Origin of the sequence: Rhizobium sp. N731 (assembly GCF_001664145.1) — a bacterium.
Lineage (GTDB): Bacteria > Pseudomonadota > Alphaproteobacteria > Rhizobiales > Rhizobiaceae > Rhizobium > Rhizobium esperanzae.
In genome coordinates, this window is record NZ_CP013605.1 from 169,003 (window position 1) to 193,984 (window position 24,982).

General features: G+C 62.1%; 22 protein-coding genes. 16 read left to right on the top strand and 6 right to left on the bottom strand.

Going from position 1 to position 24,982, the window contains the following annotated elements; all coding sequences use genetic code 11:
• Window positions 1–121 precede the first annotated feature (121 nt).
• The 7 genes from AMK02_RS26105 to AMK02_RS26135 all read left to right on the top strand — a co-directional run bounded on the left by AMK02_RS26105 (window position 122) and on the right by AMK02_RS26135 (window position 7,512).
• Window positions 122–3,760 (top strand): PAS domain-containing protein, encoded by a 3,639-nt coding sequence (locus tag AMK02_RS26105; RefSeq protein WP_064807484.1) that lies wholly within the window; start codon window positions 122–124, stop codon window positions 3,758–3,760.
• Window positions 3,757–4,398, top strand: a complete 642-nt coding sequence (locus tag AMK02_RS26110) for a response regulator transcription factor (protein WP_064807486.1) — start codon at window positions 3,757–3,759, stop codon at window positions 4,396–4,398. The genes AMK02_RS26105 and AMK02_RS26110 overlap by 4 nt, the downstream gene beginning before the upstream one ends.
• 2 nt (window positions 4,399–4,400) lie before the next feature.
• Window positions 4,401–4,763, top strand: a complete 363-nt coding sequence (locus AMK02_RS26115) for a response regulator (RefSeq protein ID WP_064807488.1) — start codon at window positions 4,401–4,403, stop codon at window positions 4,761–4,763.
• Between the two features lie 16 nt (window positions 4,764–4,779).
• On the top strand, window positions 4,780–5,472 hold the full coding sequence (locus AMK02_RS26120) for a response regulator transcription factor (protein WP_064807489.1): 693 nt from the start codon (window positions 4,780–4,782) through the stop codon (window positions 5,470–5,472).
• Between the two features lie 183 nt (window positions 5,473–5,655).
• A complete protein-coding gene (locus tag AMK02_RS26125; RefSeq protein ID WP_064807491.1) occupies window positions 5,656–6,009 on the top strand; it encodes an ArsR/SmtB family transcription factor in 354 nt (117 codons plus the stop codon).
• A gap of 181 nt (window positions 6,010–6,190) precedes the next feature.
• Entirely contained in the window at window positions 6,191–6,856 is a 666-nt protein-coding gene (locus tag AMK02_RS26130) for a nitroreductase (protein ID WP_064807963.1), read from the top strand.
• Between the two features lie 83 nt (window positions 6,857–6,939).
• Complete coding sequence (locus AMK02_RS26135) at window positions 6,940–7,512, top strand: NADPH-dependent FMN reductase (protein ID WP_064807493.1); 573 nt, start codon at window positions 6,940–6,942, stop codon at window positions 7,510–7,512.
• A gap of 107 nt (window positions 7,513–7,619) precedes the next feature.
• Here AMK02_RS26135 and AMK02_RS26140 read toward each other — a convergent pair whose 3' ends face one another.
• From AMK02_RS26140 to AMK02_RS26165, 6 genes are all read right to left on the bottom strand, one after another.
• Window positions 7,620–8,807 carry a galactarate dehydratase gene (locus AMK02_RS26140; RefSeq protein WP_064807965.1) on the bottom strand — a complete coding sequence of 396 codons (1,188 nt, stop codon included), beginning with the start codon at window positions 8,805–8,807 and terminating at the stop codon, window positions 7,620–7,622.
• A gap of 12 nt (window positions 8,808–8,819) precedes the next feature.
• Window positions 8,820–10,037, bottom strand: a complete 1,218-nt coding sequence (locus AMK02_RS26145) for a mandelate racemase/muconate lactonizing enzyme family protein (RefSeq protein WP_064807495.1) — start codon at window positions 10,035–10,037, stop codon at window positions 8,820–8,822.
• Entirely contained in the window at window positions 10,034–11,755 is a 1,722-nt protein-coding gene (locus AMK02_RS26150; RefSeq protein ID WP_064807497.1) for an ABC transporter ATP-binding protein, read from the bottom strand. Before AMK02_RS26150 ends, AMK02_RS26145 begins: the two co-directional genes overlap by 4 nt.
• A gap of 7 nt (window positions 11,756–11,762) precedes the next feature.
• A complete protein-coding gene (locus AMK02_RS26155) occupies window positions 11,763–12,884 on the bottom strand; it encodes an ABC transporter permease (protein WP_064807499.1) in 1,122 nt (373 codons plus the stop codon).
• Between the two features lie 9 nt (window positions 12,885–12,893).
• Window positions 12,894–13,880, bottom strand: coding sequence for an ABC transporter permease (locus AMK02_RS26160; RefSeq protein ID WP_064807967.1), 987 nt, complete (start codon window positions 13,878–13,880; stop codon window positions 12,894–12,896).
• Between the two features lie 116 nt (window positions 13,881–13,996).
• The gene (locus tag AMK02_RS26165) at window positions 13,997–15,934 is read right to left on the bottom strand and encodes an ABC transporter substrate-binding protein (protein ID WP_064807501.1); all 1,938 of its coding nucleotides are present in this window, start codon (window positions 15,932–15,934) and stop codon (window positions 13,997–13,999) included.
• A 351-nt stretch (window positions 15,935–16,285) separates the two neighbouring features.
• Here AMK02_RS26165 and AMK02_RS26170 point away from each other — a divergent pair, with 351 nt between their 5' ends.
• From AMK02_RS26170 to AMK02_RS26210, 9 genes are read left to right on the top strand one after another with little or no spacing between them, the layout of a single operon-like run.
• Window positions 16,286–16,999, top strand: a complete 714-nt coding sequence (locus AMK02_RS26170) for a FadR/GntR family transcriptional regulator (protein WP_064807502.1) — start codon at window positions 16,286–16,288, stop codon at window positions 16,997–16,999.
• A gap of 21 nt (window positions 17,000–17,020) precedes the next feature.
• A complete protein-coding gene (locus AMK02_RS26175) occupies window positions 17,021–17,851 on the top strand; it encodes an NAD-dependent epimerase/dehydratase family protein (RefSeq protein ID WP_064807504.1) in 831 nt (276 codons plus the stop codon).
• Window positions 17,848–18,723, top strand: coding sequence for an SMP-30/gluconolactonase/LRE family protein (locus AMK02_RS26180; RefSeq protein WP_064807506.1), 876 nt, complete (start codon window positions 17,848–17,850; stop codon window positions 18,721–18,723). Before AMK02_RS26175 ends, AMK02_RS26180 begins: the two co-directional genes overlap by 4 nt.
• Before the next feature lie 35 nt (window positions 18,724–18,758).
• On the top strand, window positions 18,759–19,703 hold the full coding sequence (locus AMK02_RS26185) for a dihydrodipicolinate synthase family protein (protein ID WP_064807507.1): 945 nt from the start codon (window positions 18,759–18,761) through the stop codon (window positions 19,701–19,703).
• Window positions 19,704–19,749: 46 nt separating this feature from the next.
• Complete coding sequence (locus AMK02_RS26190) at window positions 19,750–21,336, top strand: ABC transporter substrate-binding protein (RefSeq protein WP_064807509.1); 1,587 nt, start codon at window positions 19,750–19,752, stop codon at window positions 21,334–21,336.
• 5 nt (window positions 21,337–21,341) lie between these two features.
• Entirely contained in the window at window positions 21,342–22,439 is a 1,098-nt protein-coding gene (locus tag AMK02_RS26195; protein ID WP_064807511.1) for an ABC transporter permease, read from the top strand.
• Window positions 22,440–22,443: 4 nt separating this feature from the next.
• Window positions 22,444–23,379, top strand: coding sequence for an ABC transporter permease (locus tag AMK02_RS26200; protein ID WP_064807513.1), 936 nt, complete (start codon window positions 22,444–22,446; stop codon window positions 23,377–23,379).
• Complete coding sequence (locus AMK02_RS26205) at window positions 23,376–24,233, top strand: ABC transporter ATP-binding protein (RefSeq protein WP_064807515.1); 858 nt, start codon at window positions 23,376–23,378, stop codon at window positions 24,231–24,233. The genes AMK02_RS26200 and AMK02_RS26205 overlap by 4 nt, the downstream gene beginning before the upstream one ends.
• Entirely contained in the window at window positions 24,230–24,973 is a 744-nt protein-coding gene (locus AMK02_RS26210) for an ABC transporter ATP-binding protein (protein ID WP_064807517.1), read from the top strand. The genes AMK02_RS26205 and AMK02_RS26210 overlap by 4 nt, the downstream gene beginning before the upstream one ends.
• Window positions 24,974–24,982: the final 9 nt, after the last annotated feature.

Genomic DNA, 24,982 nt, shown 5'->3' on the forward strand with positions numbered 1-24,982 from the left:
TGCGGTTGTGGTGCGGCAAGATTACGGTTCCAATATGAGCGCGTCGGCCCCGAAATGGAAAACAACTGCTGCAGGACATGCTGACGATTCCCCGGCTTTGCCTGTCCGGCCGGAGCGAGGGATGGAAAGCGCCTGGTCTCACCGCCCCCCATTCCTGCGTCTGGCGCTTTTCTTCCTCGCCTATGTGCTCGCCTGCGGCTTCGCCCAGTCGCTCGCGGTGGTGCCGGGAACCGGTATTTCCATCTGGCCTCCGGCCGGGCTGTTCATCGCGACCCTCATCCTCGCCTCCCGACCTAGCTGGCCATGGTGGATACTGGCGGGCTGCCTGGCGGAGATGTTCAGCAATGTCCTGTGGTTCCATAGTCCGCAAGCTGCGGCCTTCCTGATCTATGTCGGCAACGCTCTCGAAGCGATGGTCGCGGCATGGCTCGTCAACCGGACTTTGAAGCTCCCGGTTCGGCTCGAAACCCTGCAGGAAGTGACCGCATTCGTCGTCATCAGCGCCGGAATTGCGCCAACCGTCAGCGCGACCATCGGAAGCGCCACGCTTGCCTGGTTCAGCATCCAGTCGCAATCCTTCCTGACGGCTTGGCCCTTATGGTGGATCGGAGACGCGACCGGTGTCCTGATCGTGGCGCCGCTGGCGCTGGTCCTCTTCCACAGCTGGCGCGGCAAGACCCGGCTTTCGATCGGGCAATGGGTGGAAGCAGCCGTCCTGGCGCTGATCTTTCTCGGCGTCGCCACGCTTTCGCTGAGTGGCTATCTCCCCTTCGCCTATATCATCATGCCGCCTCTTCTCTGGGCCGCGGTCCGCTTTGAATTCAAGGGAGCGGCGGTGTCGCTCGCCCTCCTCGCCCTGATCACCGCCGTCTTCACGATAACCGGAGCCAGCCAGTTTGCCGGCGATCCGGAGTCCCAGAGACACAATCAGGTCATGCTGCAGCTTTTTCTGGCGATCTCGGCATTCTCAGCGCTGATCGTCGCCGCCATATCGCGTCAGCATCAGCTGGCGGTGCTTTCGTTGCGTCAGAGCGTGGAAGCGCTCAGCGAAAGGGAACGGGAACTGTCGCAGCTCGTGGACATGGTGCCGAGCCATGTCTGGCGGCTGACGCGCGAGGGCGAACCGACCTTCTTCAACAAGCGTATGGTCGATTTCCTCGGCCTTGACGTAGGGGACTCTGACAAGCCGGATATGAGCCGGCTGGAAGCGCTTTTTCAAGCCATCGTTCATCCCGATGATGCGGCCGAATTCAGCACGGCGCTCAGCCATTGCCTCGTCACCGGCGAGACCTTCGCCATGCGCTACCGGCTGCGCCGTGCTGACGGTGTTTATCGATGGATGTCGAGCCGCGCCGAGCCGCTGAGGGATCAGGCCGGCAACATCCTCCAATGGTACGGGCTTTGCCATGACATTGACGATCAGGTCCATGCCGAAGAGGCGGTCAGACAAAGCGAACGGCAGCTTCAGCAGATGATCGACGCCGTTCCGGTCCGCGTGTGGAGCGTGGAGCCGGCGGGCAGGTCGATCTACTTCAACAAACGCTACCAGGATCACTTCCGCGCCGTCATTGCCGATTTCGAAGCGATCGGCGAGCCGAGCATCGAAGATCTGCTGCAGCAGCTGATCCATCCCGAGGATGCCCCCGAGGTTCAGCATACGCTGCGGAACTGCTTCGAAGCCGGCGGCGGTACGGTGATGCGGTTTCGCTGGCGCGAACGGGACGGCGTCTACCGCTGGGCCGAATGCAGAGTGGAACCGCGGCGCGATGATGATGGAAACGTCGTGCAGTGGTACGGGGTTTCTCTCGACGTCGACGAAGAGGTGCGTGCGCTGGAGGCCTTGCGTGACCGCGAGCGCGAGCTCTCGCAGCTCGTGGACATGGTCCCGGTTCACATTGCCCGCATGGCGCCCAATGGCGAACCGACGTTCTTCAGCAGGCGTACACTGCAATCCATCGGGGTGGATGATGTCGCAGCCTGGGACAAGCCTGATATCAGCCGCTCGGCAGCCATCATCGGGGCGACCGTGCATCCCGAGGATGGACCCCGCATGAGAGAGGTGCTCGCGCGCGCGCTTGCGACCGGGGAGCCCTACACAATACGATATCGCCGGCGTCGGGCGGACGGCGAATATCGCTGGATGGAAGGCCGGGCCGAGCCGTTGCGGGATCAGAATGGAGCGATCGTGCAATGGTACGCGGCTGCGATCGACATCGATGACGAGGTGCGCGCGCAACAGGCTCTGCGTGAGCGGGAACGGGAGTTATCGCAGCTCGTCGATATCGTGCCGAGCCTTCTCTGGCGGCTGAATGCGGAGGGGGAGCCGACCTTCTTTAATAAGCGGCTGATCAATTTTCTCGGTCCCGATATTGCAGACACAGGCAAACCGGGCACGAACCGGCTGTCCGCCATCATTGAAGCCGCCATCCATCCCGACGATGCGGAAAGCCTTGGCGAGGCGCTGAGGCATTCCTTCGCCACCGGCGAGCGCTTCTCCAAACAGTATCGCCTGCGGCGCGCCGATGGCATCTACCGCTGGGTCAGAGGCAGCGCGGAGCCGCTGAGGGACGAAAGCGGGCGGATCATTCAATGGTACGGCCTGACGCATGACATAGACGATCAACTGCGCATCGAGGAGGAGTTGCGCGAGAGGGAACGGTCGCTCTGGCAGATCGTCGAAACACTGCCTGCGATGATCGATTGTGCGGCTCCGGATGGAGAACCGGTATACCGCAACCCTCAACTGCGCGACTTCCTCGGATATAAGCTCGAAGAGCTTGATGGAACGGGAAAAACCCGGCTGGACGGCACACTCGATGCCGGCGTTCATCCCGACGACTTGGCGAGTGTCAAAGAGAACTATGCCCATTCATTGCGCACCGGCGAGCCCTATGCGCGCCGGCATCGTCTGCGGCGGTTCGATGGCGAATATCGCTGGGTCGAGACGCGGGCTGCGCCGATGCGCAATGCCGAAGGCGTGATCGTCCAGTGGAATGTCATCTGCCTCGATATCGACGCCGAAGTTCGGGCAGAGGAAGATCTCCGTCAGGCGCGAGAGGGCCTTGCAAGATCGAGTCAGGTGGCAAGCCTTGCCGAACTCTCGGCCTCCATCGCCCATGAGGTGAACCAGCCGCTCGCAGCCGTCGTCGCCAACTCGCATGCCTGCCAGCGCTGGCTGATGGCCGAACCGCCGAATCTTGAGCGAGCGCAGCGGACGGTCGAGCGCATTATCCGCGACGCCAATTCGGCCGCGGATGTCGTCAGCCGCATCCGCGCCCTGTTCAAACAATCCGCAGACAGGAGGGTACAAACGGCGCTTTCGGGCATCGTCAACGAAGCGCGTAACCTCATGGCCGACGAGATGGCGCGCCGTCGCGCCCGCATGGAGGTGGAGGTCGATGGCAACCTTCCGCTCATCGCCATCGATCGCGTCCAAATCCAGCAAGTTCTGATCAATCTCATCCGCAACGGCATCGAGGCGATGGACGCCGTTGCCGGCGACAGGGTGATCGAGATGCGTGTGCGTCATGTGGGAAATGCCATCCAGACCGAAATCAGCGACCGCGGCGAGGGAATCGAATTCCCCGAGAAGATGTTCGAGCCGTTCTTCACGACCAAGGAAAACGGCATGGGCATGGGGCTGGCGATCTGCCGCTCGATCGTCGAGCTGCATGGCGGACGATTGTGGGCGGAGAAGAACAATCCGCACGGAGCGACGTTGATCTTCACATTGCCCATTGAAACAAAGGCGGCGTCATGACGGCGGACGATCATATTGTGTTCATCGTCGATGACGATGAACGTATCCGCGAAGCGCTCGGCGAGCTGCTGGACTCGCATGGCATACGCGCCATCGCCTTCGAGTCGGCCCGCGACTATGTGCAAGCGGACAAGCCGGATGTTCCCGCCTGCCTTATCCTCGATATCGAACTGCCCGATATCAACGGCCTCGACCTGCAGAGGCAGATCGCCGACGGCGATCATCCGCCGATCGTCTTCGTCACCGGACATGGCGACATTCCCTCCTCCGTGCGCGCCATCAAGCGCGGCGCGGTGGATTTTCTCACCAAGCCCTTCAGCGATGAGCACCTTATGGCGGCGATCCAGGCGGCGATCGCCCAGGATCGGGAAAAGAGGACCGAGCGCGCCGAACTCGGCATGCTGAAGCAGCACTATCTCGACCTGACACCGCGTGAACGCGAGGTGTTGCCGCTCGTCGTCAGCGGCCTTCTCAACAAGCAGGCAGCGGCAGAACTGGGGATCAGCGAAGTCACGCTGCAGATCCACAGAAGAAACGTGATGCAGAAGATGGCGGCGGCATCGCTCGCCGACCTCGTGCGCATCGCGGAGAAACTGGAAATACCGATAACCCACTCGCGCCGGGTGGGAGGGAATTGAACATGAACAAGACAAGACATGTCGTGGCAATTGTCGACGACGATCCAAGACTCCTTGAATCGATGAGCGACCTTCTGGAATCCGCGGGCTATGTCGCCCGCGCCTTCTCGTCGGCAGGCTCGCTGCTCGTCAACGGGCTGTCGGACCTGGATCTGCTCATCACCGACATCGGAATGCCCGGCATAGACGGCTTCGAACTTCGTGATCTCGTCAGGAAATCACGTCCGGAGCTGCCGGTTTTCCTGATCACGGGCCGCCACGAGATCGCGGATCAGGGCCGCGCTCAAGGCGCCGGCGGATTCTTCCGCAAGCCATTCGATGCCCAGGCCCTGATCGCGGCCATCGCCAATGCCTTACACAAATAGAGAGATGGAGGGTGACATGAGGGTTGACCAGCCGTTCGTTCGTAGATCGGCGCCTTTGTCAGCGCAGCGTGAACGTGAAGAGGATCAGCCGCTCGTCATGATCGTGGACGACGACGCCTCCATTCGCGAGGCGCTGTCGGAGCTGATCCTGTCGGCCGGTTTTCAGCCGGTCAGCTTTGCTTCGACCCGCGAACTGCTCGACGCGGATATATTGGACAGACCCGGCTGCCTGATCCTCGATGTGCGCATGCCGGGGGCAAGCGGTCTCCACCTGCAGAGCCATCTGGCCGAGAACGGCATTGCCAAGCCAATCATCTTCCTGACCGGCCATGGCGATATCCCGATGACGGTCCAGGCGATGAAAGCCGGCGCCGTGGATTTCCTCACCAAGCCGGCGCGGGACCAGACGCTGCTCGATGCCGTGACAGCAGCCATCGTCGTGGACGGCGAACGACGAGCGGAAGCGGCGATCGCCAATCGCAATATCGAACGGCTGGAGACGCTGACGCAGCGCGAGCGCGAGGTTCTGCACGAAGTGGCACGCGGGCGCCTCAACAAGCAGATCGCCTTCGACCTTGGCATCAGCGAGGTGACGGTCAAGCTGCATCGCAGCAATGTCATGCACAAGATGGAGGCCGCCTCGATCGGCGAACTGATCCGGGCCTGGGAAACATTGCCGGCACAGATGCGTCAGGTTGGGGCGCGTTAGCTTTTAATCAAGGAGCCAGGAACGCCGGCTGTCCATTTGATGCACGCCGTATCCGATTCACGCCAAAAAAGAGGATGCGGCGCCACTAATAGGTTTCGGCCCCGCACGCTTGCGTTATCTCTAAATTAAAGTTCGGGGATATGACATCGTACCCGGCTTTGGTTCCCCAAAGGAGATCTCGCCTTGAACAATCAATCGTCAGTCGCGCCTTCCCCTAAAACCAATGCCTTCGACAACGAAGCAAACTTCCTGTCGGCCATGGGGAATGCCAAACGGCTTCACATTCTGCATCTGTTGACCGAAGGAGAAATGTCCGTAACCGTCCTGGCTGACGAGGTGGGGTTGAGCCAATCTTCGACGTCTCAGCATCTGGCAATTCTTCGAGACCAGGAACTCGTGCAAACACGAAGGGCTGCGCAGACGATCTACTATTCACTTCAATCTGACGGGGTCAGGGCAATGCTCGATACGCTCGCTGACATCTTCGGATCGCATCGTCGTACGGCGGCAGAACGTGCCCGAGCCGTGGGCACCTAACGCCGTTGGCGGAACGCTGATCTTGCCGCTCATGATTGGTCTCCCAATCTGCTGACATGCCTCGGCATCGATCGCTGATGTACGTTTGATGTATGCCTCCTAGACCACGGTGTGATTACGCCTCCATTGCAAATGAAGATAATGAATCGCATCACGAACGGCCCGGCGCATGGAGGCGATCATGGACGTATATGAGGCAGTCACAAGCCGACGGTCGGTGCGCGGATTTAAAAACCAGCCTGTGGCGATGGAGATACTTGAGCGCGTGCTGGACGCCGCGGCTTGGTCACCGTCAGGATCGAATATCCAGCCGTGGAATACCTACGTGATGACCGGAGCGCCGCTGGCCGAACTCAAGACATCTGCCGTCGAGCGCGTGGCGCATGGCGACGCCTGGGACAAGCGGCAGTACGAGATGTACCCCTCCGTGCTGAAGCCCCCCTACGGCGAGCGCCGCTCCGCCTTCGGCAAGGAGCGCTACAGCGCGCTCGGCATTGCGCGTGAGGACTGGGAGGCGCGCCAACGGGCAGCAATCGCCAACTGGAACTGCTTCGGCGCGCCCGCCGCCCTGTTCTGCTACATCGACCGCGACCTGGGCCTGCCCCAATGGGCCGACGTCGGCATGTATCTGCAGACCGTCATGTTGCTGCTCCGCGCCGAAGGACTGCACAGTTGCCCGCAGATGGCGTGGTCGCAGGTTCGCGAGACGGTCGCGGAGGTCCTGTCACCCCCGGACGGACTGATCCTCTTCTGCGGCATGTCGATCGGCTACGAAGACCCTGCCGTAAGTTACGCCCGTACGGGCCGCGCGCCACTGGCCGAGACGGTCACGTTTATCGGCGAATAGTTGCTTGTGCCCAGAGAACAGAGACCCCGTCGAGAATTCCGCGTATGATAGGTCCCTTATCATGCGGGATACTGGAGAACACCATGACCACGCATAAAGTAGGCTATCTTGTCGGCAGCCTCGCCAAGGGCTCGATCAACCGCAAGCTCGCCAAGGCGCTGGTGCGCGTCGCCCCACCGGAACTTGAAATGTCGGAGATATCCTTCAAGGACCTGCCACTCTACAGTTACGATTACGACGCCGATTACCCTCCGGCCGGCAGGGCATTCAAGGCGGCAATCGCGGCCGTTGACGCCGTGCTGTTCGTGACGCCCGAATACAATCGGTCCATTCCCGGCGGGCTGAAAAACGCAATCGACTGGGCGAGCCGCCCCTACGGCACCAACTCGTTCACACGTAAGCCCTCGGCGGTGATCGGCACGTCGCCGGGCGCCATCGGCACAGCCGTCGCCCAGCAGAATTTGCGCAGCGTGCTCAGTTTCTGCAACTCTCCGCAGATGAATGCTCCGGAAGCCTACATCCAATTCACTCCGGGGCTGATCACCGATGACGGCGAGGTCACGAACGCCAGCACCGCCGATTTCCTTCGAACGTTCATGCAGGACTTCCACGTCTTCATCGCGAGGGTTCGCTCAGTGCTGCCGAAAGACGCCTAGAGGCGCTTGGAATGGGATCGCGATGTTCCTGCAATGCCCGCAACGTGGCTCCGCGGGAGCTGGCCGCGCCAAGCCGGCGGCCAGCTCTGGTTTAGTGTGTAACACCCTCAGGCGAAGGCGTAGGAGCCGTCCGGCCGCTTCGGCACACGCCGCTGCCAATGGATGTAACCTTCCTCCTGCATCGCCTTCTCGTCCATTTCGACGCCCCAGCCGGGCCGGTCGGGACGCAGTTCGAGATAGCCATCCTTCGGCAGATAAGGGTCGACGACATAGCGGGTTTCCCCCTGCCGCTTCTCGATGTCGAGGCCGCCATAGACATAGGCCTGGCCCTTTGGCAGCCGGTATTCGAGGATGCGGAAATTCTGGGCCGCGGCCGAAAAATGCACATTGACCGCCGTCGCCAGCGGCCCCATCGGGTTGTGCGGAGCGACGCCGACAAAATAGGCTTCGGCAAGCGTGGCGATGCGACGCATTTCGCTGATGCCGCCGACGACGCAGATATCCGGCTGGATCAAGTCGGCGCCCTTGACCTGCAGCAGCCGCAGGAATTCATTCCTGTTATAGAGCGACTCGCCGGTGGCCAGCACGCAGTTGAGCCCCTGCTTCAGGTCGCCCCAGGCCTCGATGTTCTCGGGACGCAGCGGCTCTTCGTAGAACAGCGGATCATAGGGCGCCAGCGCATTGCCGAGTTGCCTTGCGGCGATCGGTTCGAAAATCTTGGCATGAGCATCGAAGGCAATCTCGTATTCGTCATTCACCGTCTCGCGAAGCGAGCGGAAATAGTCGGCCGAGGCTTTTACGACATTGCCCCAGCGATGAGCATGCATGTCGATACGCCAGGGGCTGAGCTTGAAGGCGGTGAAACCCCATTCCTCCTTCAGGCGGTCGAACTCGTCGCGGGCGGCTGGCGCGTCGGGGGCGGTATAGACCCCGGCATAGACCTTGATGCGGTCGCGCACCTCGCCACCCAGCAGCTTGTAGACCGGGACATTCGCGGCTTTGGCCGCCAAATCCCACAGGCAATGGTCGAGCGCGGAAATCGCAGCAAGGCCGAGTGCGCCCGGCGGGAAGCGGCTTTGCTGGATCAGCAGGTTGACGAGATAATCGACGCGTGTCGGGTCCTGGCCGGAGAGAAAGCCGTAGAGATAATCGAGCAGCGGCGGCAGCGCCTTGTCGGGGCCGTGATTGTAGCATTCGCCCCAGCCCGTCAGCCCGTCATCGGTGTCCAGTGCGACGATCACGCGGGGTCGGTCCTTGTCACGGGTCATGAACACCCGCATGCGGTCGATCTTCATCATTCTGTCCTTCTAGCGATTGAAATAACTGCGGCGCGCCACGCGCGTCTGCACGTAGAGATGCTCGTTGTAGGTTCCGGGATTGTAGGATCCGGCGGCCTCTGGCACGGGAACGGAGACGTTGCCGCCGCTCGGAAAGCGGGCGACGAATTCCTCGTCGATATCACAGCCGAGCCCGGGGGCATCGGGAACGGCGATCAGCCCATCGACCTGCTCGGGATGCGGCACGATCGTCCGGCAGCGGCCGTCCCAGTCGTCGTCCAGCCGCTCGAGGATGAGCGCGTTCGGAATGGCGGCCAACAGATGCAGGGCTGCATATTCCGCCACCGGTCCGAGCGAGCCAGAATGCGGTGCCATCTGGATGTGATGGGCTTCGGCCATGGCCGCGATCTTCTTCATCTGAGTGATGCCGCCGGCCCGGCCGGTATCGGGCTGAATGACATCGACCAGCTCTCGTTCGATGAGCTCGCGCTCGCCAAAGATGGTTGCCGAGCGTTCGCCGGCGGCAAGCGGCACATGAGCGGCGTCGCGAATGCGCTTGTAGCCTTCGAGATTGTCGGGCGCGATCGGATCTTCCACCCACATCAGTTCATAGGGTTCGAGCGCCCGCACCAGGCGGCAGGCGTCCGCAGGGGTCAGCCATGGCGGACCGTGCAGGTCGATGGCGATGTCCATATCGTCGCCGACCGCCTCGCGCAGTGCTGCGACCTTGCGAACAGGATCGGCCACGCCACCGCACTTGATCGCCTTTATGCCACGCTGCTTGATCGCAAGCGCACGTTCGGGCGTATTGGCATGCGAATAGATCGGGATCCTGTCGCGCACCTTGCCGCCGAGCAACATCCAGACCGGCACGCCCAGCGCCTTGCCCTTGATGTCCCAGAGCGCCATGTCGATGCCGGTCATCGCGCCGCCTCCGACCGTACCGAGCATGCCGTGACCCATCATCGCAATATGCAACTTCTGCCATAGGCGCTCGATATGGGCCGGATCTTCGCCGATCAGGAGCGGCGCCAAATCATGGATCGCCGTCTCGATAACGCGCGGCCAGCCGGAGCATTCGCCGATGCCGGTGATGCCCTCGTCGGTGTCGATCTTCAAAAACAGCCAGTTCCTCGTGCCCCGCAGCTGCGTTGACGCCCCCTCTCCTGAACGCACATCCGGAGCCCATTTCGACGGATCGGGCTGACCTGCATGCATGAGAAACGTTCTGATGCCGGTGATCTTCATCGCTGAACGCTCCCGTTCTTCAGAGTGTCGGGAGCGACATAACGGAAGCGCCGCGAACGGTCGCGGTCGCGTGGATCCGGCCGCGGAATGGCCGATATCAGCGCTTGCGTGTAAGCATGCTCGGGCGTGCGGCAGACCTTCTCCGCCTCGCCGATTTCGACGAGCTGGCCCTTATACATGACGCCGACGCGGTCGCACATGTAGCGGATGACGCCGATGTCATGGCTGATAAAGATATAGGCGAGCCCGAGTTCGTCCTGTAGGCGCATCAGGAGATCGAGCACCTGCGAGCGCACGGAGACGTCGAGTGCCGAGGTCGCCTCATCGGCGACGATGACGCGCGGATTGAGGGTGATGGCGCGGGCAATGCCGATGCGCTGGCGCTGGCCGCCGGAGAAGGCGTGCGGATAGCGTTCGCGGGCCCTGGGATCAAGGCCGACCTGCTCCATCAGGTGGCAGACGCGCTCGTCCAGCGCCCGTCCCCTTGCGATGCCGTTGACGAGCAAGGGTTCACCGATGATCTGGGAGACGGTCATGCGTGGATTGAGGGAGCCGAAGGGATCCTGGAACACCATGCGCAATTCGCGGCGCGCGGCGGCAAGCGTCTGCCCTTTTGCCGTTGCCAGGTCGATGATACCACCATCAGCCCGGCGATAGAGGATTTCACCGGCGGTTGGATCGAGCAGCCGCATGATCGAGCGGCCCATCGTCGTCTTACCAGATCCGCTTTCGCCGACGATGCCGAGTGTCTCACCGGGCAGCAGCGAAATGGAGACCTCGTCGAGTGCTTTTACCTCGCCGAAATCCATCGAAAGATTGCGCAATTCCAGGATCGGCGCCGCCGTCCGATCGAGCGGCGCTCGCGCCAGGCGAATCTCGGCCTTCTGCTCCAGCTTCAGCACCGAACCAATCAACATGCGGGTATAGTCGTCTTTCGGGGCGTGAAAGATCTGCTCGACCGGCGCATATTCCTTGGCGACGCCATTGTGCATCACAAGCACATCGTCGGCGATCTGCGCCACGACGCCCATATCATGCGTGATGAAGAGAACGGCCATGCCGTTGGCCTTCTGCAGCCGGGCGATCAGGTCGAGAATTTCGGCCTGCGTCGTCACGTCGAGGGCCGTGGTCGGCTCGTCGGCGATCAGCAGTTGCGGCTTGCAGGCGAGCGCCATGGCGATCATCGCGCGCTGGCGCATGCCGCCGGAATATTGGAAAGCGTATCGATCCAGCGCTTTTTCAGGCGCAGGAATTTCCACCTGTTTGAGCAGCGATATGGCTTCGGCGCGCGCTTCCGCCTTGCTCATTCTCGTGTGAAGGCGAAGCGCCTCGATGATCTGGTTGCCGACGGTATGGATGGGCGACAGCGACGACATCGGCTCCTGGAAAATCATCGCGATATCGCGGCCGCGGATCGCCCGGATCTGGCGCCCGCGCGGATTGAGGCTGGTCAGATCGATGGAGCCGCCATTCGGGTGGTTCAATGTGATCGAACCGCCGGCAATGCGGCCGGGCGCGTCGACAATCTGCAGGATCGAGCGCGCCGTCACCGACTTTCCGGATCCGCTTTCACCCACCACGCAGAGCGTCTTGCCCGGCTCTATTGCAAAAGACAGGTCGCTGACGGCGCGAAAGACGCCGGTGCGCAGCGGGAAATCGACGGTGAGGTTCTTCACCTCAAGAAGCGGCCTGCCGGCAATGGGAACGATGTCGGTCATGCCGGCCTCATTTGTTGTAGGGATCGGCCGCGTCGCGCAGACCGTCGCCGAGGAGATTGAGCGCCATGACGGCGACCACGACGGCGCAGCCCGGCAGGAAGAGCCAGGGCGCCGTGGCGATCGAACGAATGTTCTGGGCCTCGCGCAGCAGCACGCCCCAGGAAATCGTCGGCGGCTGCAACCCGAGCCCCAGGAAGGAAAGAGAGGTTTCGGCCAGAATCATCGCCGGCACTGCGAGCGTAATCGACGCGATGATGTGGCTGGCAAAGCTTGGCAGCATGTGGCGAAAGATGATGCGGCCTTCACGAACGCCATCCAGCCTGGCTGCAGCGACGAATTCCTCGGTGCGCAGGGATAGGAAGCGGCCGCGAACGACGCGGGCGAGCTGAGCCCAGCCGGTCAGCGACAGGATGATCGTGATCATCATATATTGCAGCGTCGCCGGCCAATCCTGTGGCAGGGCCGCGGCCATGGCGAGCCAGATCGGGATTGTCGGCAGCGACAGCACGAAGTCGATCACCCGCTGCATGAAGAAATCGATGCGGCCGCCGTAATATCCCGAGATGCCGCCGATCACGATGCCGAGCATCAACGACAGGAAGACGCCGACAAGGCCGATCGACAGCGAGACCTGCGAACCCTGCACCGTCCGGCTGAAGACATCGCGCCCAAGCCGGTCGGCGCCGAAGAGAAGCAGCGGCGTCGTCTTGTCGGGCGAGGCGATCAGATGGATGTTGGTGTTGAACAGGCCAAACACGGAATATTCATAGCCACGCCCGAAGAACTGGACGTCGACGCGCTTCGTCGTGTCTTCCTTGAAGATGGCGGCAAGCGTTTCCGGATCGCGGGTCAGCTTCATCGGATAATAATGCGGGCCGAAGGAAAACCCGTTCTCGGTATCGATCAGGTGCAACTTCTGCGGCGGGTGGAAGGTCGCCCGCGCATTTTGCAGGTTCGGATCGTTGATGGCGAAGAAGCCCGGAACCAGGGCAACGATGTACATCATCACGGTGACGACGAGCGCCACCATGGCCAGTTTGTGGCGGCGAAAAGCCCACCAGATCAGCTGCCACTGCGATGCGACGGCGGCCCGATCCGGCTGAATGTTTGTAACGGCGATGTCGGCCATATCAGGCTCCTATTCCAACCGGATGCGGGGATCGACCAGCGCAAGCAGGATGTCGCTGATCAGAGAGCCTATCAGCGTCAGCGCGCAGATCAGCAGAACGAAGGCGCCGGCCAGATACATGTCCTGGGCCATCAGCGCCTGCAGCAGCAAGGGTGCGGCCGTCGGCAGGTTGAGGACGATGGCGACGACGACCGAGCCGGAGATGAGATTGGGCAGTAGCCAGGCAATCGTCGAGATGAACGGATTGAGCGCGATCATCATCGGATATTTCATCAGCAGCCGGAATTCCGAGAGCCCCTTTGCCCGGGCCGTCGTCACGTAAGGCTTCGGCAGCTCGTCGAGCATGTTTGCGCGCATGACGCGGATGAGGCTCGCCGTCGAGGAGACGGCAAGGATGATGACGGGAAGCCAGAGATGCGAGAAGAGATCGCCCATCTTGGCAAAGCTCCAGGGCGCATTCTCATATTGCGGCGAAAACAATCCCCCGACATCCTGGCCGAATTCGACCGCCGCGATATACATCAGCACCAGCGCCAGCAGGAAGGACGGAACGGCCAGACCGAAAAAGGTGAAGGCGGTGAAGAAATAGTCGCCGATCGAGTATTTGCGCACGGCGGAAAAGACACCGATCGGCAGCGCGATTGCCCAGGTGGCGATCAATGTCGAGAGAGCCAGGACGAGGGTCAGCGCCATGCGCTCCCAGATCAGATCCGACACCGGCTGCTGCCATTCGAAGGAAATGCCGAAATCGCCGCGCGAGAGGATGCCCCAGATCCATTTGAAATACTGGATGAGCATCGGGTCATCGAGTCCGAAGCGTTCGCGCAGTTGTGCGGCAGTGTTCTGATCGACGATTTCATTGGAGGCCGCCAGCGTCGCAATATAGGTCGTGACGTAGTCGCCCGGCGGCAGCTGGATCAGCACGAAAGCGAGGAAGCTGACGGCAAAGAGCGATGGAATCATCCATAGCAGACGTTTGGCGATAAAGACCAGCATGGGCGCCTCTTGCATTGAGTACCGCCCTCCGGGCCTTACCGGCTCTCATCGCCGGCAAGGCATCGGAAGGCGAACCGAATAAAGCGCCGTACCGTCGGTACGGCGCTCGATCAAAATCAGCTCGTGAAGGTGAACTGCTGCGGCATCGCAGGTCCCGGATTGGGCCAGGACCAGCTATCCGGCTGCTTCTCGGGAACATTGCGCAGATTATTGCGGATGATGCCGAAGCCTCCGACCGCGAGGCAAAGGCCCACGGTCTCGAATTCCTCCGCGGCGATGTCGAAGATCTGCTTCATGATCGCGCCGCGTTTGTCGAGATCGGCCGTCGAACGCGCCTCGTCGAACAGCTTCATGCGCTTCTTCTGGCTTTCCGGCGGCTCCTCGCCGCGCGCGCCGTTAGACGTATACCAGAGCGTCCACGGAATGGCGTAACGCGACCCCTGCGGATGGAAGGCGAAGAAATCGCGCGGATCGAGCATCGGATCGAGACCGCCCGGCCCCGGCCACACCTGCGCATCATGGGCATTGTCGTCGCCGCGGGTATAATAGAGCGCCCGCTCGATCGTATTGACCTTCATGTCGATACCGATCTGCGACCAATGCGTCTTGACCAGCTCCAGGGCATCGACGAGATCGGGATAAAGCGTCGGAATGACGTCGACCGAGAAGAACACCTTCTGGCCGTCGGGCCGAACGCGAAAGCCGTCGGGCCCCTTCTTATAACCGGCCTGATCAAGCATCGCACCTGCTTTGTCGGCGTCATATTCGGTGAATTGACGCGCATATTTCTCGTGGTACCAGGGATGGGTCGGGCGCGGCCCGGCCTGGTAGGGCTCGCTCTGCCCGAAATAGACGATATCGATGAGTTCCGGGCGATTGATGCCGATCGAGAGCGCCTGCCGGAACGCCTTGTCCGCAAACATCTTGCGCATGGCAGGATCTTTGTGGGTGATGTTGAAGTAGATCTGGCACTGCTGCGAGGCCGAAGGCACGAGCGTCAGCAGGCGATAATCGCCCTTCTGCATGTTCTGGGAGAGCGTCGGCTTGTTGGCCAGCACGCTGATGTGACGTTCCTGAATGTCGATCTTTCCGGAGATGACGTTCAGCATCAGCGATTCGACGTCCTGCGAAATGCCGAAATTGATCTCGTCGATGTAGGGAAGCTGATTGCCCGCCGTATCGACCTGCCAGAAATAGGGGTTCCGGGTCATGACGACGCGCGTGGCGCCGCCGACATAGGGTTCCTTGACGACCCAGGGATCGAGAGTCGGCTTGTCGACATTGCCCCAGCGCGTCGGAATTTCGATGTCGCCGCAGCGGTTGCGGAAGAGCTCCGTCCAGCTGGTGACGCCTGCCTTCTTGGCATCGGCCTCGATGTTGGGATTGTACTTCGGCAGGAACTGGCTGCAGTAATGCTTCGGGAAGAGCGTCGGATGCTGACCGAGCGGCGTGGCAAGGTTCTCGAGATAAAGCGCATTCGGCGCGGCGAAGGTGAATTTCACCGTGTAATCGTCGATCTTTTCGACAGTGACCGGCTTGCCGGCAACGGCTAGCTGCGCCGGCGTCGCGCTGTAAAGCTCGGTGTTCTTCACGCAGTCTTCGATCGCGAAAACAATGTCGTCGGCCGTGAACGGGTGGCCGTCTGACCAGCGCACGCCTTCGATCAGATGGAAGGTGAATTGAGTCGCGTCGTCGCTGACTTCCCAGCGTTCGGCGAGGTTCGGCTGCACGGCGGTGAATTCCAGGTTCCAGCGCACGAGGCTCTGGTTGCCGACCATGCGCAGAATGCCGTTATGGTCGGATGAACCGCGCAGACCGCGGCGCAACGTGCCGCCATAGGTGCCGACCTTCTCGAACGGCGTTACCACCATCGGCTTCTTCGGCAGGCGCTCGGCCAGCGGCGGCAGTTTGCCGTCTTTGACCAGTTGCGCCAGCGCAGGCGCTTCGCCGCCGGCGGCAAAGGCGCGACCGGCGATGGACAGTGCTGCAGCACCAGCCATGCCGCCGAGAACGGCGCGGCGGGTGATACCGCGAGACAGAATTTCATTGGGCATCGATTCCTCCCCTTTTATGCCGGCACAGGCGGGCGTCCGACCTGCCGTTTTGCGCCCTCCTCGGCGCTGGGACGAAACCATAGACACGTTCTCAAATGATTACAAGAGTTGACAGATAATTACAGATTCGATAGCCATGCCGTATCAGACACAACGCCAAGCCATTGGCAATCCTGCCTTGGATAGGGAAAGAAGACAGACCTGTCAGAAGCTGTATACAGGCCGCATCGCGGCCGATGACGGCGCGGCGCCATCCCGGCGCATGGTCGAGAAGGCATATCCGGCTTCTGCTCGCCGGCCGAAGAGCCGACGGGGCGAATTCGCCACTTGGCGGGGGAGAAAAGAGCGATAATGACGTTTGCAGTCGATGCCGTTTCAAACCGGGGCGCAACGCGCTTCAGCGACATCATCTACGAGAAGATCGTAGGGATGATCGCGGACGGCAACTTTCCCGTGAACGAACGGCTGCCGTCGGAAACCAGGCTCGCCGCCGATTTCGGCGCATCGAGACCCGTTGTGCGCGAAGCGCTCGAACGTCTGAGGGCCGACGGCCTCGTCGTTTCCCGCAAGGGCTCCGGCTCCTATGTCCGGCAGCGGCCGGATTCGTCGATGCTGAAAATGGTCCCGGTCGGCTCGCTTGCCGATGTCCAGCGGTTCTTCGAATTCCGCGCCGGTCTCGAGGCCGAAGCTGCGGAGCTTGCCGCGCGAAACTGGCAGCCGGTCGACAAGGAGCGGATCACTGAAGCGCTTCTTGCGATCGAACAATGTCTGAGGAACGGCGAACTCGGCGCCGACGAAGACCAGGCCCTGCACGACGCGATCGCGATGGCGACAGGCAATCAGTTTCACATCACCGTGCGCGAATGGTTCAAGCCGCATTTCGCCATCGGCCATTCCGTAACGCGAAGCCTGAGCCTGAAACGGACTCCGGAGCAGATCCGCAGCGTTCAGGACGAGCATGCGGTCATCGTGGAGGCGATCTTCGCGCGGCGGGAAGCCGAAGCGCATGATGCGATGAAGACACACATACTGAATGCGCGCGCCCGCATGTTCCAGGGGGTTTGAGCGACAATGGGAGGAAGGACGATGAGACGGATTGCCATGACGGGTGCCGCCGGACGTGTCGGGACGCTGCTGCGCCCGCTTCTCCGGCAGCATGTTGAGCATCTCCGCCTGATCGATATTCATGAGCCTGCGGATCTGGCCGAGAATGAAGGCTTCGTTGGCGCCGATCTGTCAAAGCTCGAAGAGGCAACGGCCGCTTTGGGCGGCATCGACGGTGTCGTTCATCTCGCCGGTCTTGCGGGCGGTGTTGATATCAACGCGATATTGCAGGCGAACGTGCTCGGCACTTACAATCTCTACGAGGCCGCCCGGGTCAACAAGGTCGAGCGGGTCGTCTACGCCTCAAGCAACCATGCGACCGGCTTTTATCCCCGCGGCGAGGTCATTTCGCCGCTCGATCCCATGCGCCCGGACAGTCCCTACGGACTTTCCAAATGCTGGGGAGAGCTGGTGGCGGGGCTTTATTACGACACATCGGGCATCCGCTCCCTTTCCATCCGCATCGGCAATGCCGGCACCTACCCCAACAGCGAGCGCACGATCGCGATCTGGATCAGCGCCGGGGATCTGGCGCAACTGGTGCGGATCGGCCTCACCCATCCGCAGATCGCCGCAACGGTTGTTTATGGTGTTTCCGACACCGACACGAAATGGTGGGATAACGATCTGGCGACGCGGCTTGGCTACCAGCCGCAGGATCGGCCGCGTGATCACGCCCGTATCGAGGACGGAGCGGAGGGGCGGGTCGCCCGCTCCTTCCAAGGCGGCGGTTTCTGCGAATTCAATCACGACGGCAACATCCGCATGCGCGATGCCGAGGGCCTCATCAAAGATCTGGAGACGGTCTCGTGACGGCGCCGCGCATCATTGAACCGAAGATCCGTTCCGTGCTGCAGCAACCGCTGACGGTTGGCGAATCGCCCGTATGGGACGAGGAAACCGGCGCTTTGTGGCTTGTCGACATCCTGGCGCCGGCAATCCTGCGGCTGTCCCCGCAAGGCAAGGTCGATCGCTTCGAGATGCCGGCTGCAGTCGGCAGCCTCGGGCTCTGCCGCGACAACAGGATCATCGTTGGTCTGCAGACGGGCGTCCATCTCTTTGATCCCGTCTCAGGCGATATCGAATTTCTCTGCGATCCGGTCGGGCGCGACATCAATGGCCGCCTCAACGACGGCAAGGTCGGCCCGGATGGGCATTTCTGGGTCGGCTCGATCAGCGAGGCCAAGCCGCAGATGAATGACGCGGCGCTCTTCCGTGTCGGCGCCGATGGCAGCACGAGGACGGTGGCAACGGGACTGACGAGCTCCAACGGCCTTGCCTGGTCGCCGGACGGCCGGCGGATGTATCACTCCGACAGCCGACAGTGTTTTCTGCAAGCCTTCGATTTCGATCCCGCAACGGGTGAGCTCGGCTCGGGACGCCGCCTTCGCAGTTTCACGGAGGAACAAGGGCGGCCGGACGGGGCGACGACCGATCGCGATGGATTCTACTGGAGCGCCGGCGTTTCCGCCGGTCGCCTCAACCGGATATCGAGCGAAGGCGAAGTCGTCGAAATCTACATTCTGCCGGTCGCAGCACCGACAATGCCGTGTTTCGGAGGGCCGGATTTCAGCACCCTCTACGTCACGAGCCTGTCGAGCGACCGCACCGGACGTTTCGAGGCCGGCACGGTCATCGCCTTCGATGTCGATGCGGAGGGGCTACCGCCCTTCCGTTTCGGCTGACGATCAACTGGAAGAAAACCGAACGGGGGAGAAAAATGAGCATCGCGATCATGCGCAAGGCGCTTAGGGGCGTGTCGGGCGTTCCCGTCACGGCTTATGACGCCGGGGGGGAAGTCGAGCCCCGGGTTACCGCGAAGGTCTATGAGCGGGTGGCCGTGGCCGGCATTCACAACATCGTCGCGGCCGGAAATACCGGAGAATTCTATGCTCTGACGCCGCAGGAGATCCGGATCGTCCACGAGGCGGCGGTATCGGGAGTCGACGGCCGCGCGCCGGTGACGGCGGCGATCGGCCGGTCGCTGCGCGAAGCGATCGGCATGGCTCGGGATGCGTCCGTGATCGGCGCATCGGCGGTCATGTCGCATCAGCCCGTCGATCCTTTCGCGGCACCATCGGCCCAGATCGATTATTTCTGCAATCTCGCCGATGCTTCCCCCCTGCCGCTCGTCGCCTATGTCAGGGCGGAAGGCTTCAGTGTCGCCGAGATCGTCCGCCTCGCCAACCACGGCAATATTGCCGGCATCAAGTTCGCCACGACTGATCTGATGCTGCTGTCGCGGGCGATCCCCGCGGCCGATCCGAATGGCGCGCTGTTTGTGTGCGGCCTGGCGGAGAGCTGGGCGCCGACATTCACCGCAGCCGGCGCGCGCGGCTTCACCTCGGGCCTCGTCAACGTCGCACCGAAACTTTCGCTTGCCGTCCACGAAGCGCTTGAAAAAGGCGATTTCGCCGCGGCGAGAACGATCGTCAACAAGCTCGAACCCTTCGAGCGGATGCGCACCAAATTCCGCAACGGCGCGAACGTCACCGTCGTGAAAGAGGCCGTCACCTATTCCGGCCTCGATGTCGGCCCGGTGCGCGTGCCGGGATTGCCGCGGCTCGACGCGCAGGATCGCGACGAGCTGCATCGGCTGCTTCGAGGCTGGGAGGCCGAGGGCGATATCCAAACGGACCGGCAGGACGTGAAGGCAGCCGGGTAAGTTCGAAACATCATTCCCGCAAGCAACAGGATTGGGAGGTCTTGAGATGCTGAAACAGCTACTGACGACGATCGCAATGACAGGCGCCCTGATGGCGGCGCAGCCGAGCCTGGCGGCATCGCCGCCCAACATGCTGGTGATCGGCACGAATCTGACAGGCATCCGCACGCTCGATCCGGCTCAGAACAATGCCCGCACAGTCTCCGAGCTGATCTCCAACATCTACGACAATCTCGTGCAGCTGTCTCCTGATGACCTCAAGACGCTGAAGCCGATGCTTGCGACGAAATGGGAGGTCTCGCCCGATGGTAAGGTCATCACGCTGACCCTGCGCGACGACGCGGTCTTCCAGAGCGGCAACAAGGTGACCGCCGAGGATGCGGCCTGGTCGATCCAGCGTGTCATCAAGATGGGCCAGGTCGGCTCCACCGACGTCGCGCTCTGGGGCTTCACGGCCGATAACGTCGAAAAGCTCGTCCGCGCCAAGGACGAACACACGCTGGAGATCGAGCTGCCGCAGGCGGTCAATACCGACCTGGTGCTCTATTCGCTCGCAGGCTCCTCGATCGGCATCGTCGACAAAAAGACGGTGCTGTCGCATGAGGCGAACGGCGATTTCGGCGGCGCCTGGCTCTCGGCCAATTCCGCCGGCAGTGGCCCGTTCACTCTGGCGCAATGGCGGCCGAACGACGTGGCGATCTTCAATGCGCAGCCGAAATACTGGGGAGGCAAGCCCGCCATGGCCCGCGTCGTCGCCCGCCACATTCCGGAATCCGGCAATCTCAGGCTTCAGCTGGAGGCCGGCGACGTCGATGTCGGCCAGTATGTGGCGAGCGGCGATCTCGATGCACTCTCCAGCAACAAGGATATGGTCATCGACAACGTTCCGGGCCTCGGCTTCTATTACATAGCCCTGAACCAGAAAGACCCGGACCTGCAGAAGCCGAAGGTTCGCGAGGCCTTCCAGCACGCCTTCGACTGGAAGGCGATCTCCGGCAACATCATGCGCTACACCGGCTTTCCCTGGCAGTCGATGATCCCGCGCGGGATGATCGGCGCTCCCGAAGAGGCTGCGGTCCGCTATGACTACGATCCCGCCAAGGCCAAGCAGCTGCTGGCGGAGGCCGGATATCCCAATGGCCTGAAGAAAGTGCTCAATCCGTCGGGGGCACCAACCTTGCCCTTCGCCGAAGCGCTGCAGGCGAGCGCACGGGCCGCCGGCTTCGATCTCGATCTCGTGCCCGGCGAATTCACGCCCGCCTTCCGCGAGCGCAAATTCGAAGTGCTGCTCGGCAATTCCGGCGCCCGCCTGCCCGATCCCTTCGCCGTCGCCACGCAATACGCCTTCAATCCCGACAATAGCGACGAGGCACGCCTCGGCAGCTATTATCTCTGGCGGACCGGCATGAAGGTGGACGAGCTCAACACGCTCATCGATCAGTCGATGAAGGAGCGCGACACGGGCAAACGCACCGATATCTTCAAGAAGATGGACGGCATCTATGCCGGCATGGCTTCCCCGCTCGTCATCTTCTTCCAGCGAACCGACCCCTATGTCATGCGCGCCAACGTGAAGGGCTATCACGGGCACACGACATGGTCGACGCGCTGGCATGATGTGACCAAGGAGTAGAGCGCGTGGCGAGCGCCGATCTGACATCGAAGCAGGAGGCGAGCCGCCGCTCGGCGGAGGGCGGGTTCGCCGATGCGGCCCCGCACCCTCTGATCAGCCTGCTACGGCGCTTGGCGGGGCGGGTGGTGGCTGTCGTCACGACGCTGCTCGGCCTGCTCTTCCTCACCTTCTCCATGGGCCGCCTGCTGCCCGCCGACCCGGTGCTATCAATCACCGGGGCGGAGGTCAGCAAGGAGGTTTACGATCGGGTCTATAACGAGCTGGGGCTCGGCCAGCCGATATGGATGCAGTTTCTCTCCTATGTCGGCAAGATCGCCACAGGTGACCTCGGCATGTCGGCGACGACGGGCCAGCCGATCCTGACCGATCTAATGACGATCTTTCCCGCGACCATCGAGCTTGCCATCATCGCCATGATCATCGGCGCAATCATCGGCATCCCGCTCGGCATCACCGCCGCCGTTAGGCGGGGGACCGTGATCGACCACATTGCCCGCATCGTTGCCCTTGCCGGCCATTCCATCCCGATCTTCTGGACCGGCCTGATGGCGCTCTTCGTCTTCTATGCGAAGCTGAAGCTCGTCGGCGCATCGGGCCGGGTCGACGTCTTTTACGAAGGCCTCGTCACACCGATAACCGGCTTCCTGTTGATCGATGCGGCGATCCAGGGCCAATGGGACGTATTTTACAACGCGCTCGGCCACATCATCCTGCCGGCGGCGATCCTCGGCTATTACTCCGTCGCCTATATCAGCCGCATGTCGCGAAGCTTCATGCTGGAGCAGCTGAGCCAGGAATATATCGTCACCGCGCGGGCAAAGGGGCTCGGCACCCGCAAGGTCGTCTGGCGCCATGCTTTTCGGAATATCCGCGTGCAGCTGCTGACGATCCTGGCGCTGACCTTCGGCGGCCTGCTCGAAGGCGCGGTGCTGATCGAGACGGTTTTCGGCTGGCCGGGGCTCGGGCAGTACCTCACCCGCGGACTGCAGATGAACGACATGAACGTCGTGATGGGCTCGGTGCTGACGATCGGCGCCGTGTTCCTGACGATCAACATCCTGTCCGACGTCCTCTATCGCATCCTTGATCCGAGAACACGGTGACGCCATGACGATCTCCACCGAAGACGCAGACAGCAGCAACGCCGGCGGCTTTCGCGGATGGCTGCTGGCGCCGGAGCCACAGGGCTGGTTCCACTCGTCGGCGCAGCAGCTCCATCAGGGCTGGCAGAAGTTCAGCCTGCATCCGCTGGGATTGGCGGGTCTCATTGTCATCGTGCTCCTGATCGTGGTGGCGACCGCTGCCCCCTTGCTGACGAGCTACGACCCGATCGTTCAGGATATGGCCGGTCGGCTTGCGCCGCCGTCGGCCGAGCACTGGCTCGGCACCGATAATTTCGGCCGCGACGTCTTTTCTCGGGTGATCTACGGCGCGCGCACGACGCTCTACATCATCATGCTCGTCACGATCATAGTCGCCCCCCTCGGCCTGCTGATCGGCACCTTCTCGGGCTATTTCGGCGGCATCGTCGATGAAATCCTGATGCGCATCACCGATATCTTCCTCTCATTCCCAGGCCTCGTGCTGGCGCTCGGTTTTGCCGCAGCGCTCGGTCCGGGCATCACCAACGCAATCATCGCCATTTCGCTGACCGCCTGGCCGCCGATCGCGCGGCTGGCGCGCGCCGAGACGCTCAGCCTGCGCAAGGCGGATTATATCGCCGCCATACGCTTGCAGGGAGCGACCTCGCTCGCAATCATCACCCGCCACATCCTGCCGATGTGCATTCCGTCGGTGATCGTCCGCGTCACGCTCAATATGGCCGGCATCATCATCACCGCCGCCGGCCTCGGCTTTCTCGGCCTCGGCGCACAGCCGCCATGGCCGGAATGGGGCTCGATGGCCGCAAGCGGGCGCGAATTCATGCTCGACAGCCCGTGGGTGATCGCAGCGCCCGGCATCGCCATCGCGCTCGTCAGCCTCGCTTTCAACCTCGTCGGCGATGCGCTTCGCGACGTCCTCGATCCGAGAGGTTCGGAATGACAGAGCCCCTGATCGATATTCGCAACCTCGAAATCGCCTATGCCGGCGGCCATATGCGCGCCGTGCGCGGCGTGAGTTTTACGCTCAGGCAGGAAAAACTCGGCATCGTCGGCGAATCCGGATCGGGCAAGTCCACCGTCGGCCGCGCCATCATGAAACTCCTGCCGCCGACGGCTGAGGTCAGCGCCGATCGAATGCGCTTTGGTGAACTCGATCTGCTGAAGGCGGACGAGAAAACGATGATGACGATCCGGGGACGGCGCATCGGGCTCATCCTGCAGGATCCGAAATATTCGCTCAATCCGGTTATGCGGGTCGGCGAACAGATTGCCGAGACCTACAGCCTCCACCATCCCAAGGAGAGTGCTAGGAAGGCTTACGGCCAGGCGCTCGAAATGCTCGAAGCCGTCAAGATCCGCGATCCCGAGCGCGTCGCCCGTCTCTATCCGCACGAAATTTCGGGCGGGATGGGCCAGCGCGTGATGATCGCCATGATGCTGATCGCGGAACCAGAAGTGCTGATCGCCGACGAGCCGACGTCGGCGCTCGACGTGACGGTGCGGCTCGAGATCCTGGCTCTGCTCGACGAGCTGGTCTTGCGCCGCAATCTCGGCCTGATCTTCATCAGCCACGACCTCAATCTCATCCGCAATTTCTGCGACCGCGTCCTCATCATGTATGCCGGCCGCGTCGTGGAAGTGCTCGAGGCGCGTGATCTCGACAACGCGAAGCATCCTTATACGCAAGGGCTGCTGGCATCGCTGCCGAAGATCGAGGATCCACCGGCGCGGCTGCCGATCCTGAAGCGTGATCCCGCCTGGCTTGACGATTTTGCAGTGGAGCCGCCGCGATGATCCGGATCGACAATCTCACCATCCGCTTCGGGCATGGGCAAAGGCCGGTCGTCAGAGACGTCAATCTCGCCGTCGAGAGCGGCACGGCCTTCGGTCTCGTCGGCGAATCCGGCTGCGGCAAATCCACGGTTCTGCGGGCGCTTTCCGGCCTCAACGCCGATTATGACGGGCAGATTGCGCTCAATGGAGAATCGCTCGACCGGCAGCGCAGCCGGCCGTTCTTCCGCCGGGTGCAGATGGTGTTCCAGGATCCATACGGATCGCTCCATCCGCGCAAGACCATCCGGTCGCAGCTGCAGGAGCCCTTGCGCAACCAGGGTCTGGACAGGAATTCCGTCGATGTGAACGCCGTGCTTAGATCCGTCGGCCTCGACCCGGCGCTAAACTACCGGTTTCCGCATCAACTCTCCGGCGGGCAGCGCCAGCGCGTGGCGATCGCCCGCGCCCTGATGCTGAACCCCGACGTCCTGCTTCTCGATGAACCGACGTCGGCGCTCGACGTCTCGGTCCAGGCCGAAATCCTCAATCTGCTGCAGGACCTTCGCAAGGAGCGCGGCCTCACCTATCTCCTCGTCAGCCACGACCTCGCCGTCGTCTCCCACATGTGCAGCCGCGTCGCTATCATGGAAGCGGGTGAGATCGTCGAACAGGTCGATATCGAGGCCTTGCGAAGAGGCGCGGTCGAACATCCCTATTCGCAGCGCCTGCTGCGGGCGAGCAGGATGTACGGCAGGGGTTAGCCCCTTCTG